The 18,288-nt window shown below is 71.2% G+C and carries 13 protein-coding genes; 9 read left to right on the top strand and 4 right to left on the bottom strand.

What is annotated here, in order from left to right; translation table 11 throughout:
- Positions 1 to 31: 31 nt before the first annotated feature.
- The 3 genes from FZ046_RS01455 to FZ046_RS01445 are packed head-to-tail and all read left to right on the top strand — an operon-like array spanning position 32 to position 5,543.
- A complete protein-coding gene (locus FZ046_RS01455; protein ID WP_070353489.1) occupies positions 32 to 1,939 on the top strand; it encodes an ABC transporter ATP-binding protein in 1,908 nt (635 codons plus the stop codon).
- On the top strand, positions 1,936 to 3,723 hold the full coding sequence (locus FZ046_RS01450) for an ABC transporter ATP-binding protein (protein ID WP_070353490.1): 1,788 nt from the start codon (positions 1,936 to 1,938) through the stop codon (positions 3,721 to 3,723). Before FZ046_RS01455 ends, FZ046_RS01450 begins: the two co-directional genes overlap by 4 nt.
- The gene (locus tag FZ046_RS01445; protein WP_070353491.1) at positions 3,723 to 5,543 is read left to right on the top strand and encodes an ABC transporter ATP-binding protein; all 1,821 of its coding nucleotides are present in this window, start codon (positions 3,723 to 3,725) and stop codon (positions 5,541 to 5,543) included. The genes FZ046_RS01450 and FZ046_RS01445 overlap by 1 nt, the downstream gene beginning before the upstream one ends.
- A gap of 395 nt (positions 5,544 to 5,938) precedes the next feature.
- Here FZ046_RS01445 and FZ046_RS01440 read toward each other — a convergent pair whose 3' ends face one another.
- Positions 5,939 to 6,277, bottom strand: a complete 339-nt coding sequence (locus FZ046_RS01440) for a hypothetical protein (protein WP_070353492.1) — start codon at positions 6,275 to 6,277, stop codon at positions 5,939 to 5,941.
- A gap of 567 nt (positions 6,278 to 6,844) precedes the next feature.
- On the opposite strand from FZ046_RS01440, the gene FZ046_RS01430 reads away from it, so the two are divergent.
- From FZ046_RS01430 to FZ046_RS01415, 4 genes are all read left to right on the top strand, one after another.
- Complete coding sequence (locus FZ046_RS01430) at positions 6,845 to 7,807, top strand: LysR family transcriptional regulator (protein ID WP_083298250.1); 963 nt, start codon at positions 6,845 to 6,847, stop codon at positions 7,805 to 7,807.
- Positions 7,808 to 7,900: 93 nt separating this feature from the next.
- On the top strand, positions 7,901 to 9,259 hold the full coding sequence (hisD, locus tag FZ046_RS01425) for a histidinol dehydrogenase (RefSeq protein ID WP_070353493.1): 1,359 nt from the start codon (positions 7,901 to 7,903) through the stop codon (positions 9,257 to 9,259).
- A complete protein-coding gene (locus FZ046_RS01420; RefSeq protein ID WP_070353494.1) occupies positions 9,259 to 10,080 on the top strand; it encodes a nitrilase-related carbon-nitrogen hydrolase in 822 nt (273 codons plus the stop codon). The genes hisD and FZ046_RS01420 overlap by 1 nt, the downstream gene beginning before the upstream one ends.
- Entirely contained in the window at positions 10,073 to 11,527 is a 1,455-nt protein-coding gene (locus FZ046_RS01415; protein WP_070353495.1) for a purine-cytosine permease family protein, read from the top strand. The genes FZ046_RS01420 and FZ046_RS01415 overlap by 8 nt, the downstream gene beginning before the upstream one ends.
- Here the strand turns inward: FZ046_RS01415 and FZ046_RS01410 are convergent.
- On the bottom strand, positions 11,524 to 12,330 hold the full coding sequence (locus FZ046_RS01410; protein ID WP_070353496.1) for a helix-turn-helix transcriptional regulator: 807 nt from the start codon (positions 12,328 to 12,330) through the stop codon (positions 11,524 to 11,526). The two genes, FZ046_RS01415 and FZ046_RS01410, sit on opposite strands and share 4 nt — an antisense overlap.
- A 57-nt stretch (positions 12,331 to 12,387) precedes the next feature.
- Here FZ046_RS01410 and FZ046_RS01405 point away from each other — a divergent pair, with 57 nt between their 5' ends.
- Together FZ046_RS01405 and FZ046_RS01400 are read left to right on the top strand one after the other, a co-directional pair.
- Positions 12,388 to 14,085: an AMP-binding protein gene (locus FZ046_RS01405; protein WP_070353530.1), complete on the top strand. Its 1,698-nt coding sequence runs from the start codon at positions 12,388 to 12,390 to the stop codon at positions 14,083 to 14,085.
- Between the two features lie 5 nt (positions 14,086 to 14,090).
- On the top strand, positions 14,091 to 15,725 hold the full coding sequence (locus tag FZ046_RS01400; protein ID WP_070353531.1) for an AMP-binding protein: 1,635 nt from the start codon (positions 14,091 to 14,093) through the stop codon (positions 15,723 to 15,725).
- Here the strand turns inward: FZ046_RS01400 and FZ046_RS01395 are convergent.
- A complete protein-coding gene (locus tag FZ046_RS01395; protein WP_070353497.1) occupies positions 15,699 to 17,081 on the bottom strand; it encodes an NAD(P)-binding protein in 1,383 nt (460 codons plus the stop codon). The two genes, FZ046_RS01400 and FZ046_RS01395, sit on opposite strands and share 27 nt — an antisense overlap.
- Before the next feature lie 25 nt (positions 17,082 to 17,106).
- On the bottom strand, positions 17,107 to 18,237 hold the full coding sequence (locus FZ046_RS01390) for an FAD-dependent oxidoreductase (protein WP_070353498.1): 1,131 nt from the start codon (positions 18,235 to 18,237) through the stop codon (positions 17,107 to 17,109).
- Between the last annotated feature and the right edge of the window lie 51 nt (positions 18,238 to 18,288).

Raw genomic sequence — 18,288 nt, 5'->3', positions numbered from 1 at the left:
TCATCCATTGTTGAGGTCTTACGGTGATGACATGAGCTTGGAGACGGTAGCGCGCCAGACGCTGTACCGGCAGACGCGTGCCCGCGGTGGCGACCTGCGCGAGCTGGCCAACCGCGGCCTGCTGACGCGCATCTGGCGCTTCGCCGCGCGGCACCACCGCCGGTTGGGCGGGTTCGTCGCGCTGAGCGTGGTGGGTGCTCTGCTCGCGGTGGCGACGCCGCTACTGGCCGGCCGGGTGGTCGACGCCATCGTGCACGGCGGTGCGCCGTCGACGGTGGTGCTGATCGCCGTCCTCATCGCGGTGGTCGCGATCGCCGAGACCGCGGTGACCATGCTGACGCGGTTCCTGTCCTCGACCATCGGCGAAGGGCTCATCCTCGACCTGCGCACCGCGGTGTTCGACCACGTGCAGCGCATGCCGGTCGCGTTCTTCACCCGCACCCGCACCGGTGCGCTGGTCAGCCGGCTCGGCAATGACGTCATCGGCGCGCAGCGCGCGTTCTCCGACACCCTGTCCGGCGTGGTCTCCAACGCCGTCACCCTGACCCTGACGCTGGCCGTCATGCTCGGCATCTCCTGGCAGATCACCGTGCTGTCGCTGCTGTTGACGCCGCTGTTCCTGCTGCCCGCCCGCCGGATGGGACGCACTATGGCGACGCTGAGCCGCGAGTCCGCGATCCACAACGCCACGATGAACACCCAAATGACCGAGCGCTTCTCCGCGCCCGGCGCCACCCTGGTCAAGCTGTTCGGCAACCCGGCGCGCGAGTCGCGCGAGTTCGCGGTGCGCGCCGGCCGGGTCCGCGACATCGGGGTGCGCACGTCCATGCTGCAGGCGACGTTCATGAACTCGCTGACGTTGATGTCGGCGCTCGCGCTGGCCCTGGTCTACGGTCTCGGCGGCGTGCTCGCGATCGGCGGGCACCTGCAGGCCGGCGCCATCGTGTCGCTGGCGCTGCTGCTCACCCGGCTCTACGCGCCGCTGACCGCGCTGGCGAACGCGCGCGTCGAGATCGCCAGCGCGCTGGTCAGTTTCGAGCGGGTGTTCGAGGTGCTGGACCTGGTGCCGCTGATCCGCGAGCGCGAGGACGCGCGCCCCGTGCCGGACGGCCCGCTCGGGGTCGAGTTCGACGACGTCCGCTTCGCCTATCCCTCGGCGGCGCAGGTGTCGCTCGCGTCGCTCGAGGAGGTCGCCGTGCTGGACGACCGCGGCGGCGACGAGGTGCTGCACGGCATCTCGTTCACCGCCGAGCCCGGCCAGATGGTCGCGCTCGTCGGGTCGTCGGGCGCCGGCAAGTCGACCATCGCGTCGCTGGTGGCCCGGCTCTACGACGTCGGCTCCGGCGCGGTGCGCCTCGGCGGGACCGACGTGCGCGACGTCGACTTCGCGTCGCTGCAGGCCGCCGTCGGCGTCGTCACCCAGGACGGGCACCTCTTCCACGAATCGATCCGCGCGAACCTGACCCTCGGTTCCGATGAGGAGGCCGACGGCGCTGCCGACGGCGAAGTGTCCGACGAGCGGTTGTGGGAGGCGCTGCGCCGCGCCCGGCTCGCCGACGTCGTGGCCGAGATGCCCGACGGGCTGGACACGATCGTCGGGGAGCGCGGCTACCGCCTGTCCGGTGGTCAGCGGCAGCGCCTCACCATCGCGCGGCTGCTGCTCGGCCGGTCGCGGGTCGTGGTGCTCGACGAGGCGACGGCGTCGCTGGACTCCGAGTCCGAGGCCGCCGTGCAGCAGGCGCTGGCCGAGGCATTGGCGGGGCGCACGTCGATCGTCATCGCGCACCGGCTGTCCACGATCCGGGCCGCCGATCTGATCCTGGTCGTCGAGGACGGCCAGATCGTCGAGCGCGGCACGCACGCTCAGCTGTTGGCCCGGCGCGGCCGGTACTCGGAGCTGTACGAGACGCAGTTCCGGGATGCGACGGTCGCCGCATGACGGAGATGTTCCGCACGCCGGCGATCGCCGCCCCGCCCGCGCGGCCGCGCGCCTCGTCGTCACTGGCGCGGCTGCTGCCGTACCTGCTGCCCTACAAGTGGCGGTGGCTGATCATGTCGCTGGTCGCCGTCGCGAGCCTCGGCGCCACGGTCGCGATCCCGCTGATGACCAAGGCCGTGATCGACGGGCCGGTGCGCCGCCAGGATCAGCAGGGGCTGTGGGTCCTCGGCGCGGCGGCCCTGGGTGTCGGCATCACCGAGGCGGTGATGTGGTTCATCCGGCGCTGGCTCGTCGCCCGCGCCACGCTCGGCGTCGAGGCCGACATCCGCAAGGACCTCTACGCGCGGCTGCAGGTGCTGCCGATGTCGTTCCACGGCCGGTGGCAGTCCGGCCAGCTGCTGTCGCGGGTGATGAACGACCTGTCGACCATCCGCCAGTTCATGTCGTTCGGGCTGCTCTTCCTCGTGCTCAACGGCATTCAGATCGTCATCGTCACGTGCATCCTGCTGTCGATGTACTGGCCGCTCGGCGTCGTCGTGGTCATGTCGGTCGTGCCGATCACGCTGACCGTGCTGCACTTCCAGCGGAAGTTCACCAAGCTGTCGCGGTTGTCGCAGGACCAGGCCGGCCACGTCGCCACCGATGTCGAGGAGTCCGCGCTCGGCATGCGGGTCATCAAGTCGTTCGGCCGCGAGGACTACGCCTACGAGCGGTTCTCCGCCAAGGCCGAGGCGCTGTACGAGACCGAGGTGAACAAGGTCGGAGTGTCGGCGAAGTTCTGGACGCTGCTCGAGGTGATCCCGAACATTACGCTGATCCTTGTCCTCGGCTTCGGCGCCTACGCCGCCGGCCACGGCCAGGTGACGCTCGGCACGCTGGTCGCCTTCATCACCATGATGCTGTCGCTGGTCTGGCCGGTCGCCTCGCTGGGTTTCCTGCTGTCGATGACGCAGGAGGCGTTCACCGCGGCCGACCGCGTCGCCGAGATCTTCGACGCGCCCCGCGAGATCACCGACGGCCCGGTCGACGCCGCCCCGCGCGGGGGTCGCCTGGAACTCGTCGACGTGGGGTTCCGGTTCCCCGACACGCGGGACTGGGCGCTGCGGCACGTGAACGTGACCGTCGAGCCGGGGGAGACGCTGGCCCTCGTCGGCGCCACCGGGTCGGGCAAGTCGGTGCTGGCGTCGCTGCTGTCGCGGCTGCACGACGTCTCCGAGGGACGGATCCTCGTCGACGGCCACGACGTCCGGGACCTGTCGCTGCCCGCACTGCGTCGTGCCGTCGCGACGGCGTTCGAGGACCCGACGCTGTTCTCGATGTCGGTCGCGGAGAACCTGCGGCTGGGCAACCCGGACGCCACCGATCAGCAGCTCGCCGACGCCGTCGACGTCGCGGCCGCCGGCTTCGTCTACGACCTGCCGTTCGGCCTGGACACCCGGATCGGCGAGCAGGGCATGAGCCTGTCCGGCGGTCAGCGGCAACGGCTTTCGCTCGCACGCGCCATCCTCGCGACACCATCGATCCTGGTGCTCGACGACACGCTGTCGGCGCTCGACGTGCACACCGAGGCCCGGGTGACCGAGGCGCTCCGCCGGGTGCTGGCCGGGGTCACCGGCGTCGTCGTCGCGCACCGGGCGTCGACGGTGCTGCTGGCCGACCGCGTCGCGCTGCTGCAGGACGGCACGATCACCCACGTCGGGACGCACGCGGAGATGCTCGACGAGGTGCCGGCGTACCGGGACCTGTTGGCGGCCGACGAGGACCTCGCGGAGGCGAGGGCCTGATGAGCGTGACGGACTGGCGCGGTCAGGCGGTCACCGAGCAGACCGACGACCTGCCCATCGACGAGTCGGTGTCGCGGCGGCGCGAGGCGCGCACGCTGCTCGGCTCGCTCCTGCGGCCCTACCGCGGGGCGGTCGCGCTGCTGGCGCTGGTGGTCGTCGTGGAGAACGCGGCGCGGTTGTCGGTGCCGCTGCTGGTGCAGCGCGGCATCGACCACGGCATCCCGCCGATCGTCGACGGCGGCCCGGCGCGCGAACTGCTGTTGATCGTCGGGGCCCTGTGCGGCGTCGTCGCGCTGCAGGCCACCAGCCGGATGTTCTTCCTGCGCCGGTCCGGACGGCTCGGGCAGCGGGTGCTGCTGACGTTGCGGCAGCGGATCTACCGACACTTTCAGCGGTTGGACGTCGCGTTCCACGACCGCTACACCTCCGGGCGGGTCGTCAGCCGGTCGACCAACGACGTCGAGGCGATCCAGGACATGCTGCAGACCGGGTTCGACGGTCTGATCACCGCGGTGCTGACGCTCGGCGGCACCGCGGTGCTGCTCATCGTGCTCGACGTGCACCTCGGGCTGGTGTGCCTCGCGGCCTTCCCCATCCTGGTGGGGCTCATCTGGTGGTTCCGTACCCAGTCGGGGAAGGTCTACCTGCGGGTGCGGGAGAGCGCGGCGCTGGTGATCGTGCAGTTCGTCGAGACGATGACGGGCATCAAGGCCGTGCAGGCCTACCGCCGCGAGCCGCGCAACCAGGAGATCTTCGGCGACGTCGCCGACCAGTACCGCGACGTCAACGAGCGGGCGTTCAAGCTGTTGGCGATCTTCATGCCGGGCGTGAAGCTCGTCGGCAACGTGACGACCGGGCTGGTGCTGCTGTACGGCGGCTACCGGGTGCTACACGGCGAGATGACGATCGGCACGTTGGCCGCGTTCCTGCTCTACCTGCGGATGTTCTTCGAGCCCATGCAGGAGATCTCGCAGTTCTTCAACACCTTCCAGTCGGCCGCCGCCGCGCTGGAGAAGATCGCCGGTGTGCTGGCGCAGCGGCCGGCCATCGAGGACCCGGCCGAACCCGTCGCGCTGAAATCTGTCGACGGGCACATCGCCTTCCACGACGTCGCGTTCTCCTACGTCCCGGACCGCCCGGTGCTGCCCGGGCTGACGCTGGACGTCCCCGCCGGGCAGACGGTCGCGCTCGTCGGTACCACCGGCGCGGGCAAGACGACGATCGCCAAGCTGATCGCGCGCTTCTACGACCCGACGTCCGGCGCGGTGACCCTCGACGGCGTCGACCTGCGCGATCTGCGGCAGAGCGAGTTGCGCCGGCACGTCGTGATGGTGACCCAGGAGAACGTGGTCTTCGAGGGGACCGTCGCGGACAACATCCGGTTCGGCAGGCCCGAGGCGACCGACGCCGAGGTGCGCGCCGCGGCGGAGGCGGTCGGTGCGGACCGGTTCATCGCCGGGCTGCCGCAGGGTTACGACACCGACGTCGCCAAGCGCGGCGGGCGGCTGTCGGCGGGGCAGCGACAGCTGATCGCGTTCGCGCGGGCGTTCCTCGCCGACCCTGCCGTGCTCATCCTCGACGAGGCGACGTCGTCGTTGGACATCCCCAGCGAGCGGCTGGTGCAGCGGGCGCTGGAGACGGTGCTCGCCGACCGGACCGCGCTGGTGATCGCGCATCGGCTGTCGACGGTGCGGATCGCCGACCGCGTGCTGGTCCTCGAACACGGCCAGGTGGTCGAGGACGGCCCACCAGACGAGCTGGTCGCCGACGACGGCCGGTACGCCGCGCTGCACCGAGCCTGGCTCGACTCCCTGGCCTGAGCGGGCGGGCCCGGACCGTGCCGGCGCGCCCGGGCGGTCCGAGCCGGTCCGGCGCTCGGGGCGGCCAGGGGGCGGTCCGGCTCCGGCCCGTGGACCGCCCACCTCGCCCGCCGGAGTGCTTTTCGATTGCCCACCTCTGAGCGACAAGTCGCGACACCGCGGCGCCGGGGTTGGCGAAGCGCAGCCCTCGTCTGTCGTGCGCGGTTCCCCGCGGCCGTGCGCGACGGCGGCCCGTCCCCAGGCGGGAGTCCACTTCAGATGCCCACCTCTGAGCGACAATTCGCGACAATCGCGGCGCGTTTCCGTCGGTCGTGCGCGATTCCCGCCCGTCCCCAGGCGGGAGTCCATTTCAGATGCCCACCTCTGAGCGACAACTCGCGACATTCGGCCAGACATCAGTCGAAGGGCCACGTCGGGAAGCGCGGGAGGGCATCGGGACGGTGCGGCAACGCACGCTCCCGCAGCGCCCACACGCGATTCTCGATCCGGTACTCGGTGGCCCGCGGTACGTAACCCGGGCCGTACATCGCGCGGCCCCGTCGGACCACCCGTCCGAGTCGGACCTCCCACCGCAACGCGTCGGAGATCGCCTTCGAGGGCCGGCCCGGCACCCCGAACCCCATCCGGCGGACCGCGCGAATCAGTTCGTCGATCGTGCATTCGCCATGCAGCGACAGGTAGTTCGTCAGGATGTACCGCAATTCGATGCCGCGGATCGGCAAGGGCTCCGTCATGACCGAAGCCTCGCCCGCGACACCGACGCCGATCCTTCTCGCGACAGAGGGGCTGTGCACGAAGTCGGCACTGTGGATGGACCCACGCCTCCCGTTGTCGCGAGTTGTCGCTGAGAGGTGGGCATTCGAGAAACACTTCCCCGGGCAGGCCGCGGTCGCGCAGCGCGCCACTCGACCGCGGGCGAGTCCGAAGCCGCCCGTTGTCGCGAGTTGTCGCTGAGAGGTGGGCATTCGAGAAACACTTCCCCCGGGCAGGCCGCGGTCGCGCAGCGCGCCACTCGACCGCGGGCGAGCCCGAAGCCGCCCGTTGTCGCGAGTTGTCGCTGAGAGGTGGGCATCCGAGAAACACTTTCCGCGGCTCGCGGCTCGCGGCTCGCGGCTCGCGGCTCGCGGCGCACGGTCCGCGGCTCGCGGCTCACGGACCCAGGCCCCCAGCCCGCGGCTCGCGGACCCGGCCCCCTGGCCCACGGTCGCGCAGCGCGCCTCTCCCGACCGGGGGCGACGAGTTCGGGACGCGCGCACCCACCCCGTGGCGCTCGTATCCGCCCGCGCATAGGGTCACCCGGCATGACGCTCAACCAGCTGCGGGCGTTCGTCGAAGCTGAACGGCTCGGCTCGTTCACCGCCGCCGCGGACGCCATGCAGGTGGCGCAGGCCTCCGTCAGCGAGCTGGTGCGTCGCCTAGAGGTCGAACTCGGCGCGCAGCTCTTCGTCCGCGGCAGCCGTCGCCTCGCGCTCACCGCCGCCGGCCAGGAACTCCTCTCCTACGCCCAGCAGGCCGTCCACGCCGCCGACGGCGGCGTCCAGGCCGTGCGCTCGGTCGGCTCGCTCGGTGGTGGCACCGCCACCTTCGGCGTCCCGCGCAACGCCGACTACTACCTGCTCTCGCATCTGGTGCAGACCTTCCACATGCGCTATCCCTCGGTGCGGGTGCGCCTGGTCGGGCAGAACTCGGCGGAGACCGCGGCGGCGATCCAGGCCGGCGAGATCGAGGCGGGCATGCTGATCCTGCCCATCGACGACGAGGACCTCACCGTCCGGCCGTTGCTGCGCGACGAGGTCTTCTACGTCAGCGCCGACCCGACGCACACCGAGAAGCCCGTCACCATCGGTCGATTCGCCGCCGCGACGCTCGTCCTCTACGACGCGCACTACGGCTGGAAGGACCCGACCCGCCGCCAGCTCGCCGAACGGGCGCAACTGGCCGGGCTCCGCCTCGACCCGGAGATCGAGATCGAACACGTCGAGTCCGCGCTCAAGCTCGTCGCGGCGCACGTCGGCGACACCATCGTCAGCGGTGCCGTCATCGCCAGCGGCGCGTTCCCGTCCGGCTTGCACGTCGCCCCGTTCGCCGAACCGCTGTACGACACCATCGCGCTCGCCCAACACCGCGGCCGGCCGCTGTCGAACGCCACCAAGGAGTTTGCCCGCCTCGCCGAGGACACCGTGCGCGACCTGCCCGTCGTCCCGCCCTCCGACGAGGATTCCGGCCGCCATGCCGTGCCGCTGATCGACCATCGCCGGGTCTGAGCTGCACGAACATCACGCCATAGGCAAGTCCTGTGGCAGCCGCAGGAGTCACCCCTCTAGTCCTTCGGCGGAAACCGGCCTAGCGTCGCCGCCATGCAGATCACCGCTGACGAAGCCCGTGCCCTCGGACCGTTCACCTGGCTGAAGAAGCCCGCCGTCGACGGACCGCCGGCGCAGCGCGACCCGAAGGTCGTCGAGCGGGTCTCGGAGATGCTGTCCGACATCGAACGCAACGGCCTCGACGCCGTCCGCCGCTACGCCCGCGAACTCGACGGCCACACCGGCGAGCTGGAGGTCGGCGCCGACGAATTGCGCCGCAGCGGCGACGCCCTGCCCGCCGACGTGCGGGCGGCACTCGACCTCGGTTACGAGCGCACCAACCGCTTCGCCACCGCCACCCGCGCACACCTGTCGGACTTCGAGGTCGACCTGGCGCCCGGCGTCGTGGGCGGCGTCCAGTACGTCCCGGTCACCCGCGTCGGCGCCTACCTGCCCGCCGGCCGGTTCCCGCTGCTGGCGAGCGCGTTCATGACGGTCGGCGTCGCGAAGGCCGCCGGCGTCCCCACGGTGCTGGCGTGCACCCCGCCGTCGGGCGAGCACGGCGCCCACCCGGCCGTGCTCTACGGCGCGTACCTGTCGCGCGCCGACCGCGTCTTCGCGATCGGCGGCGTGCAGGCCCTCGGAGCCATGGCCTTCGGCCTGCTGGACGACGCACCGGTCGACATGCTGGTCGGCGCCGGCAACGCCTTCGTCACCGAGGCGAAGCGGCAGCTGTTCGGCCGCGTCGGCATCGACCTGCTCGCCGGGCCGTCGGAGGTGGCGGTCCTGGCCGACGACTCCGCCAACCCCGAGTGGGTGGCGGCCGACCTGCTGGGCCAGGCCGAGCACGGACCCAACTCGCCCGCGGCGCTCATCACCACGTCCGAGACGCTGGGACGCAACGTGATCGACGCCATCGCGCGTCAGCTCGAGACGCTCGCCACGCGCGAGATCGCCGGCGCGGCCTGGCGCGATTACGGTTCGGTGGTCGTGGCCCAGGACCGCGCTCAGGCGGCGGCCATCTCCGACGTGCTGGGCCCGGAACACCTCGAGGTGCAGACTGACGACGACGACTTCTTCCTCAAGGAGCTGCGCAGCTACGGCTCGCTGTTCCTCGGTCCGTGGAGCACCGTCGCGTACTCCGACAAGGGCATCGCCGGAACGAATCACGTGCTGCCGACCGGCAAGACGGCGCGGTACAACGCCGGACTGTCGGTGTCGCGGTTCCTCAAGCCGCTGACCTACCAGCGCGCGCAGCGTGAGGCGACTGCGGCGCTCGCCCCGGCCGTCGAGCGGATCTCCGCCTTCGAGGGACTGGCCGCGCACGAGGCGACCGCGACCATCCGCATCGACGAGATCGGCCGCCACTCCGGCGCGTTCGACGGCACGCCCGCGGTGAACCGGGGCCGCTGATGGCGACGATCCGGGTGACGGCCGTCGCGCTGCCGGTCACCATCGGCGACGTCGACGCGAACCTGGCTGCCATCCGCAGCGCCCTGCTGCGGGCGGAGCCGGGGCCGCACCTGATCGTGCTGCCGGAACTGGCCACCAGCGGCTACGTCCTCACCGACGCCGCCGAGGCCCGAGCGCTCGCCCTCGCCGCCGACGATCCCCGACTGCTCGCGCTGGCCGACGCCGTCCCCGAGGGCGCCGTGGCGGTGGTCGGCTTCTGCGAGGGCGCCGGTGACCGGCTGTACAACTCGGCGTTGGTGATCGGACGCGGCGGCGCGCTCGGCACCTACCGCAAGTCGCACCTGTGGGACGCCGAGTACGACGTCTTCACCGCGGGCGACGAGGCCGGTGCGGTGGTCGACAGCCCGGTCGGCCGGATCGGCGTCGCCATCTGCTACGACAACGAATTCCCGGAGCTGCCGCGACGATTGGCGCTGCTCGGTGCCCGCGTGCTCGCGCTGCCGGTGTGCTGGCCCCTGGTCGACCGACCGGACGGCGCATTGCCACCGGAGACGATCCAGGCGATGGCCGCGGCGCGGTCCTCCCGGTTACCGACCGTGATCGCCGACCGGCACGGCGCCGAACGCGGCGTGACGTGGACCGGGGGGACGGCGGTGATCTCACCCGACGGATGGGTGTGCGCCACCCCCGATGCAGACGGCGTCGCGTCGGCGGTCCTCACCGTCGACGACGACAAGACGATCGGCCGCCACAACGACCTGTTCGCCGACCGCCGGCCCGATTTGTACCACCCGATCCTCGAGCGGAGCATCCATGCCTGAGACACCTGCGATCGAATCGAAGTCCATCGACTGGGTTCCGCTGGACGAACGGCGGGGCAAGCCGTCGACGCTGTTCCCGCTGTGGTTCATGTCGAACGCCAACCTGACGACGCTGGCCACCGGCATGGTCGGCGCGGCCCTCGGCGCATCGTTGGTGACGTCGTTGGTGGCAATCGTGCTCGGCGCGGCCGTCGGCACGGTGTTCACGGCGTTTCACTCCGCCCAGGGTCCGCAGCTGGGCCTGCCGCAGATGATCCAGTCGCGGGCGCAGTTCGGTTACCGCGGCGTCGTCGTCATCTGCGCGGTGGTGGTGTTCAGCATCGTCGGGTTCAACGTCTTCAACCAGATCCTCGCTGCCGACGTCCTGACGCTGGCGACCGGCACCGACCTGCGCGACCTGTGGTTCGTCCTCATCACCGCCTGCGCGCTCACGCTGGCGATCTACGGCTACCACTGGATCCACCGCTTCCAGACCTGGCTGACGTGGCTCTTCCTCGCGACCTTCGGCGTGTTCACCGTCGCGGCGCTGATCTGGCTCGACGTTCCGGCGGGCCAGTTCGGCTTCGGCGGCTTCACGTGGGCCGGCTTCCTCGTGCAGTTCGGCGCCGCGGCGGCCTACGCGCTGGGCTGGGCGCCGTACGTGTCGGACTACTCGCGCTACCTCCCGCCGCAGACCAGCCCGCGAAAGGCGCTGTGGTTCACCTACTCCGGCGTCTTCGTCGGCGCCGTGTGGCTGATGGCGCTCGGGGCGCTGGTGGCCGCGCTGTTCGCCGACGCCTCACCGCTGGAGGCCGTCCGCAGCGCAGCCGACGGCGTGCTGCCCGGCTCCGGGACCTGGCTGCTGGTCGCCGCTCTGCCCGGCCTCGTCACGGTCATCACCGTCAACGTCTACGCGGCGTCGCTCGAACTGATCACGATGATCGACTCGTTCAAGGCCGTCCGCCCCACCCGCCGGCTGCGGATCGTGTCGTGCATCGTGATCGCCGCGGCCGGTCTGCTCGGCGCGATCCTGTCCTCGGGGGAGTTCCTCGCCAACTTCAGCAGCTTCCTGGTGGTGCTGCTGTACCTGCTGGTGCCGTGGACGTCGGTGAACCTCGTCGACTACTACTTCGTGCGGCGCGGGCGGTACGCCATCCGCGAGATCTTCGTCCCCGAGGGCGGCGTCTACGGCTCGTGGGGGTGGCGCGGTCTGGCCGCCTACGCCGTCGGCATCGTCGCGATGGTCCCGTTCGTGGTGACGGTCTGGTACACCGGTCCCGTCGCGGCGGCGCTCGGTGACGTCGACGTCGCGCTGTTCGTCGGGCTGCTGGCCTCCGCGGTGGCCTACGTGCTGATGGCCCGCTCGCTGGACCTGGCCGCGGAAACCGCGAAGGCCGAGGCGGATTCGCGTGACCACGGTGTCGAGGCGGTCACGTTCGCCGGTCGGGTCGCGCCGGTGGAGAGCTAGGGGATCAGGCCGCGGCTGCGCGCCCGGGACACCGCCTGGTGCCGGCCGTGGGCGCCGAGCTTGGCCGACGCGCTGCGCAGATAGCTCTTGACGGTCTGCGGCTTCAGCGAGAGTCGTTCGGCTGCTTCGAGGTTCGTGCAACCGAGCGCCACCTGGGCCAGGACGTCGAGTTCGCGCGCGGTCAACGCCACGTCGGCGTCGGGTCCGCCGGTCAACCGGTTGGCGAGTGCGTGCAACTCGGCCCGCAGGGCGCCATCGGCGCTCGCGGCGAGCCGACGCAACCCGGCGTGCACCTCGCGGACCCGTTCGGGCACCACGGTCGCGGCGGCGCGCGCCTCGGTCAGTCGCAGCCGCCGGTCGACCTCGTCGCGGATGCGGAGTTCGTCGGAAATCCGCCGCGCCGAGCGCACCATGACGTCGGCGGCGCGCCCACCCACCGGGGCGCTGGCGCGGTAGGCGCCGTACAGCACCGCACGGGCGACGCCGTCGACCACCACCGGCACCGCGAGCACCGAGCGGATGCCCTCGCCGAGCACCGGGGTGTCGTAGTCGTGGGTGATCGACCCGGCGCTGCGGTAGTCGGCCACCGAGAGGGGCCGTCCGGCCACCATGCTGGCCCCGCCCAGACCCGAGCTCGCCCGCACCACCAGGCCGCGCAGCAGCCCGGTCCGCGTGCCGATGAACTCGCTGAGCAGCAGTCCGTCGCCATGAACCTCGCCGCCGAACAGCACCGGCACCCGCGCTTCGGCGGCCACCCGACGCAGCTCGGAGCGCAGGACGTCGGCGTCGCGCGGCCGGAGCATGACCACCCTCCTTCGGGGGGTAGCGAAGGGCTGACTGTGACCTGGATCCTAGTCGCCATGACGAGCAACACCGAGCGGTACCGCGCGGCCCGCGACCAGCTGGCGTCGGTGATCGGCGAGTACGAGGAGGCCGTCGAGACGTTCGCCTGGCCGCGGATCGAGGGCCGGTTCAACTGGGCGACCGACTGGTTCGACGTCGTCGCCCGCGGGTCGGCAGCCGAAAGGACGGCGCTGTGGATCGTCGCCGAGGACGGTGCCGAGGAACGGGTGACCTTCGCCGAGATGGCCGACCGCTCCGACCGGGTGGCGACCTGGCTGGAACGCCGCGGGGTCGGCCGCGGTGACCGGGTGATCCTGATGCTGGGAAATCAGGTCGAACTGTGGGAGGCGATGCTGGCGGTCGCCAAGCTCGGCGCCGTCGTCATGCCGACGACCGCTGCGCTGGGGTCAGCAGACCTGGCGGACCGGGTCGCGCGCGGCGGGGCGGGGTTCGTCATCGCCGCGGCCGCCGACGCGGCGAAGTTCGCCGACGTCCCGGGGGACTACGTGCGCATCGCCGTCGGCGCCCCCGTCGACGGGTGGCACTGCTACGGCGACGCCCACCGGGAGGCGTCGGTCGGGCCCTTCACCGCGCGCACCGACGCCACCGACCCGCTGCTGGTGTACTTCACCTCGGGTACCACCAGCCGACCGAAGCTCGTCGAGCACTCGCAGGTGTCCTATCCGGTCGGGCACCTGACGACGATGGCGTGGATCGGCGTGCGTCCGGGCGACGTGCACCTGGCGATCAGCTCGCCGGGGTGGGCGAAGCACGCCTGGAGTTGCTTCTTCGCGCCGTGGATCGCCGAGGCGACGATCTTCGTGCTGAACTATGGCAGGTTCGACGCGGCGTCGCTGCTGGCGGTGCTCCGCCGCGCCGAGGTCAATACGTTCTGCGCGCCACCGACGGTGTGGCGCATGCTGATTCAAGCCGATCTCGGTGCACGGCCTGCCGGTCTGCGCGAGATCCTCGGCGCGGGTGAGCCACTCAACCCGGAGGTCATCGCCGCCGTGGAGCGGGCGTGGGGCCTGACGATCCGGGACGGCTTCGGCCAGACCGAGACGACGCTGGCGGTCGGCAACACCCCCGGCCAGCCGGTGAAGCCCGGTTCCATGGGGCGACCGATGCCCGGCGTGCCGGTGGTGCTCGTCGACCCCGTCACCGGTGCCGAGGCCGACGAGGGGGAGATCTGCCTCAACCTGTCCGCGCGGCCGCTCAACCTCATGACCGGCTACCTCGGCGATCCGCAGCGCAACGCGCAGGTCATGGCCGGCGGTTACTACCACACCGGCGACGTCGCGAGCCGCGACGCCGACGGCTACATCACCTACGTCGGCCGCACCGACGACGTGTTCAAATCCTCGGACTACAAGGTGTCGCCGTTCGAACTGGAGAGCGTGCTCATCGAGCACCCGGCGGTGGTCGAGGCCGCGGTCGTGCCGCAGCCCGACGACACCCGGCTGGCGGTGCCCAAGGCCTACGTCGCGGTGGCCGACGGCTGGCCGGCCGACGCCGACACCGCGCGGGCGATCATGGCCCACGCCCGCGAGCACCTCGCGCCGTACCTCAAGGTGCGCCGCATCGAGTTCTTCGAGCTGCCCAAGACCATCTCGGGCAAGATCCGCCGGGTGGAGCTTCGCCGCCGCGAGGAGGATGCGCACCGGTCGGGCACACCCATCGCCACCGAACACCGCTACGAGGACCTGCTGTCATGAACCCCCTGCCGAGCCGCGACGCCGGCCCCACCGACGTCCCCATCCTGACCGAGACGATCGGCGCCAACCTCACCCGCATCGCCGCCGCGCACCCCGAGGTGGAGGCGCTCGTCGACGTCGCGTCCGGTGTCCGGTACACCTACGCCGAGTTCGACGCCGAGACCGACGTGGTGGCGCGCGCCCTGATGGCGCGGGGCATCGCCGCGGGCGACCGCGTGGCGCTGTGGGCGCCGAACCGGGCGGAGTGGGCGGTGACGCAGTACGCGACGGCGAAGATCGGCGCGATCCTGGTCAACGTCAACCCCGCCTACCGCACCCACGAACTGTCCTACGTGCTCGAGCAGTCCGGCGCGCGGATGCTGATCGCGGCGCGGACGTTCAAGTCGTCGGACTACGCGGCGATGGTCGACGAGGTGCGGCCGGATCTCCCGGCGCTACGCGACGTCGTCCTGCTCGACGGGGACGGCTGGGACGCGCTGCGCGCCGGGGCGGGCCCGGTGTCCGCCGCGGCGCTCGCCGAGCGGCAGGCCGGCCTGCGCGACACCGATCCGATCAACATTCAATACACCTCGGGCACCACCGGATTCCCGAAGGGCGCGACGCTGTCGCACCGCAACATCCTCAACAACGGCTACTTCGTCACCGAGCTGATCCGGCTGGGGCCGGCCGACCGGTTGTGCATTCCGGTGCCCTTCTATCACTGCTTCGGCATGGTGATGGGCAACCTCGGCTGCACCAGTCACGCTGCGACGATGGTGATTCCGGCGCCGGCGTTCGACGCCGGGCGGACCCTCGACGTCGTCGAGCGGGAACGGTGCACCGGCCTCTACGGCGTGCCGACGATGTTCATCGCGATGCAGAATCACCCGGACTTCGCGGCACGCGACCTGTCGTCGCTGCGGACGGGAATCATGGCCGGGTCGGTGTGTCCGGTCGAGGTGATGAAGCGCTGCGTCAACGACATGCACATGACCGAGGTGGCGATCGCCTACGGGATGACCGAGACGTCTCCGGTGTCGTGCCAGACGTTGATCGACGACGACCTGGAACGCCGGACCTCCTCGATCGGCCGCGCGCACCCGCACGTCGAGATCGCGATCGTCGATCCCGACACCGGCGAGACCGTCCCGCGCGGCACGCCCGGGGAGTTCTGCACGCGCGGCTACTCGGTGATGCTCGGCTACTGGAACGACCCCGAGAAGACCGCCGAGGCCATCGATCCCGATGGGTGGATGCACACCGGCGACCTCGCGGTGATGCGCGACGACGGCTACTGCACCGTCGTGGGCCGCATCAAGGACATGGTGATCCGCGGCGGGGAGAACGTGTATCCCCGGGAGATCGAGGAGTTCCTCTACACCCATCCCGACGTCGAGGACGCGCAGGTGATCGGCGTGCCCGATCCGACGTACGGCGAGGAGGTCTGCGCCTGGATCCGGATGAAGCCGGGGCGGCCTCCGCTGGACGCCCCCGCCGTGCAGGCCTTCGCCGCGGGACGGTTGGCGCACTACAAGATCCCGCGGTACGTGCACGTCGCCGACGAGTTCCCGATGACGGTGACGGGCAAGATCCGCAAGGTCGAGATGCGCGAGCGCAGCGTCGAGATCCTGGGTCTAGGTCGGAACGTCGGCGGCGAGTAGTTCGGCGAGCTTCTCGTTCGCGGCACGCAGGCGCGGGGCGATCATGGCCGCACCCTGGGCGGCCTCGTCGTCGGTGGTCTGCATGTGACTGACCGCGTTGAGGCGCGCGGCGTTGAGCCAGCGCATCATCTCGGCGTCGGTGAACCAGTGGAGCTGGTTGTCGTTGAACGCGATCGTCATCGTCAGCCAATCCTGCGGCACCGTCGGGTGCGGTACCGGGCGGCAGTAGGCGTTGCGGACGTCGTCGTCGACGTCCATCGCCTCCACGTGCGCGATGACCGAGGCGCTGAACGCGGGCTGGCACGTCCGCACCGACTGCAGGGTGATGGCACCGGGGGAGTAGACCGGCGTCGGCGGCTTCTGGCCGATGCCGTCGCCCGTGCAGTCGACGTAGAGGGTGTTGGGGTGCGTGTCGATGGTGCCGCCGTCGAGGACCACCCGGCCGGGCTCGATGCGCTGCACGTAGCCCAGGCGCACGACGTCGGAGATCGTGCGCAGGTTGGCGAGTTCGATCTGCGAGAGGATGGCGCAGCGGTACATCGTCGGCGTGACCGACTGGTCGATGCGCATCAGGCAGCCGAGCTTCTCGAGCTGCAGGTAGAGGTCGTCGACCGAGGTGGCCTTCTTGATGGCGCGCGACTGGGCGGAGAAGTCGGCCATGACCCGGCGGGCGAACTCCGGCCCGGGCTGGACGGCGGCGCGGTCGAGCACCCAGGACTCCCGCGGCTTGATCCAGGTGATCTTCTCCGGCGCGATGCCGTGGCGCAGCAGCCACGAGCAGGTGTCCATCGACGTCTTGCCGGCGCCGACGATGACGTACTGGTCGTACGCGGGCTGGCGGGCGATCCCGTTGGGCGGGATGCACGTGACGCCCTCGGCGACGTCGTACGCCGGTGGCCGCATCGACGGGACGACGACGCTGAGATAGGTGGCGTCGACGGTGCGCCGGCGCGGTTCCACGCGGTACTGCTCGCCGCCGAGGGTGACGAAGGTGCCGTCGCCGCGGTAGTCGCTCATCGGGAAGTAGGACAGCCGTCCGCTGGGCAGCAGGTGCTGGCGCATGACGGTGTCGTAGTAGGAGACCACCTCGCTGCCCGGGGCCAGCTCGAAGAAGCCCTGGTTCCACCCGCTCGCGTCGATGGAGTCGGTGCCCAGCCGGCGGGAGTTCACGCCGTAGTAGGCCGACGGTTGGTGGAGACGCACGTAGGGGTAGGCGCTGAGCCAGTGGCCGCCGGGGGCGTCGTTGCGGTCGACCAGGACGACCGTCGCGTCGGTCTCGGTGATCAGCGTGTCGACGAACGCCATGCCCATGGCGCCGGCGCCGACGACCAGGTAATCGGCTTCGAGCGTCTGCATGCCGACAGCTTGCCAGCCGGGGTGCTCAACGGTAGACGAGCCCCGACAGGCGCATGGCGAGGCCGCGACGGAACGCCGGGCTGTGGCCTGCCGCGCCGATGGCCAGGTTGCGTACCGGCCGCAACGCGCGCGGCGCGGTCGCCAGCCGGGTCAAGCGGTCGGTCAGCGCGATCACCTGCTGGGCGATCGGTCGCCGGGCGCGCGCGTAGCCGTCGAGGGCCGCCTCGGCGCCGGTCAGCGCCTCGGTCAGTGCATCGGCGAGTGCGAGGGCGTCCTGCACGCCGAGGTTCATGCCCTGGCCGCCCGCCGGGCTGTGCACGTGGGCGGCGTCGCCCGCGAGCAGGATGCGGCCGGCGCGGTAACTGGCGGCGACGCGGTGGTGGATGCGGAACCGCGAGCCCCACGCGACGTCGGTGACGGCGATGCCGCCGGGCCCACGGGAGTCGAGCAGCTGCTGCAGGAACGGCGCCGCCGGCTGCTCGGGGGCGTCGGTCACCGGCGCGACGATGCGGACGGTGCCGTCGGGTAGCGGCGCGAGGACGGTCAGGCCCTGTGCCGCCCAGAACAACCGCACCTCGTCACTCGGGACATCGCCGTCGAGGCGGGCGTCGGCGAGGACGAAGGACTGCGCATACGAGCCGCCCCCGAAGCCGATGCCCGCCTCCTGGCGGACGGTGCTGTGCATGCCATCGGCCCCGACGGCGTAGCGGGCCCGCAGCACGCGACCGTCGGCGAAGGTCGCGGTGACGCTGTCGGTGTCCTGTCGCAGCCGTTCGAGCCGCTGCGGGCGGATGACGTCGCCGCCGAGTTCCCGGACCCGCGCCAGCAGGACCCGCTCGGTGACGTACTGCGGTACCAGCAGCGTGAACGGATAGTCCGTGTCGAGCGTGCTGAAGTCGATCGACACCAGTACGCGTTCGCCGTCGCGGACGCTGAACCGTGGCGCCTCGATGCCCTCCTTCCGTAGGCGACGCGTGACGTCGAGGTCGTTGAGCACCTCGAGTGTGCGGGCGTTGATGCCGGCGGCGCGCGACGTGTTCGCCCCTTCGGCCTGTGCGTCGACGAGCGTCACCCCGACGCCCGCAGACGACAGGGCGGCGGTGAGCGCGAGGCCGGTCGGACCGGCCCCGACGACCAGGACATCGGTGTCGTACATGGTGCCTCCTCAAAATTGCCAACACGCGTTGACTTCTGCAGCTTGTGCCCG

The sequence above is a fragment of the Mycolicibacterium grossiae genome (assembly GCF_008329645.1).
In the GTDB taxonomy this organism is placed as follows: Bacteria; Actinomycetota; Actinomycetes; order Mycobacteriales; family Mycobacteriaceae; genus Mycobacterium; species Mycobacterium grossiae.
The sequence above is the reverse complement of the archived record's forward strand: the minus strand, read 5'-3'. Positions and strand labels throughout refer to the sequence as shown.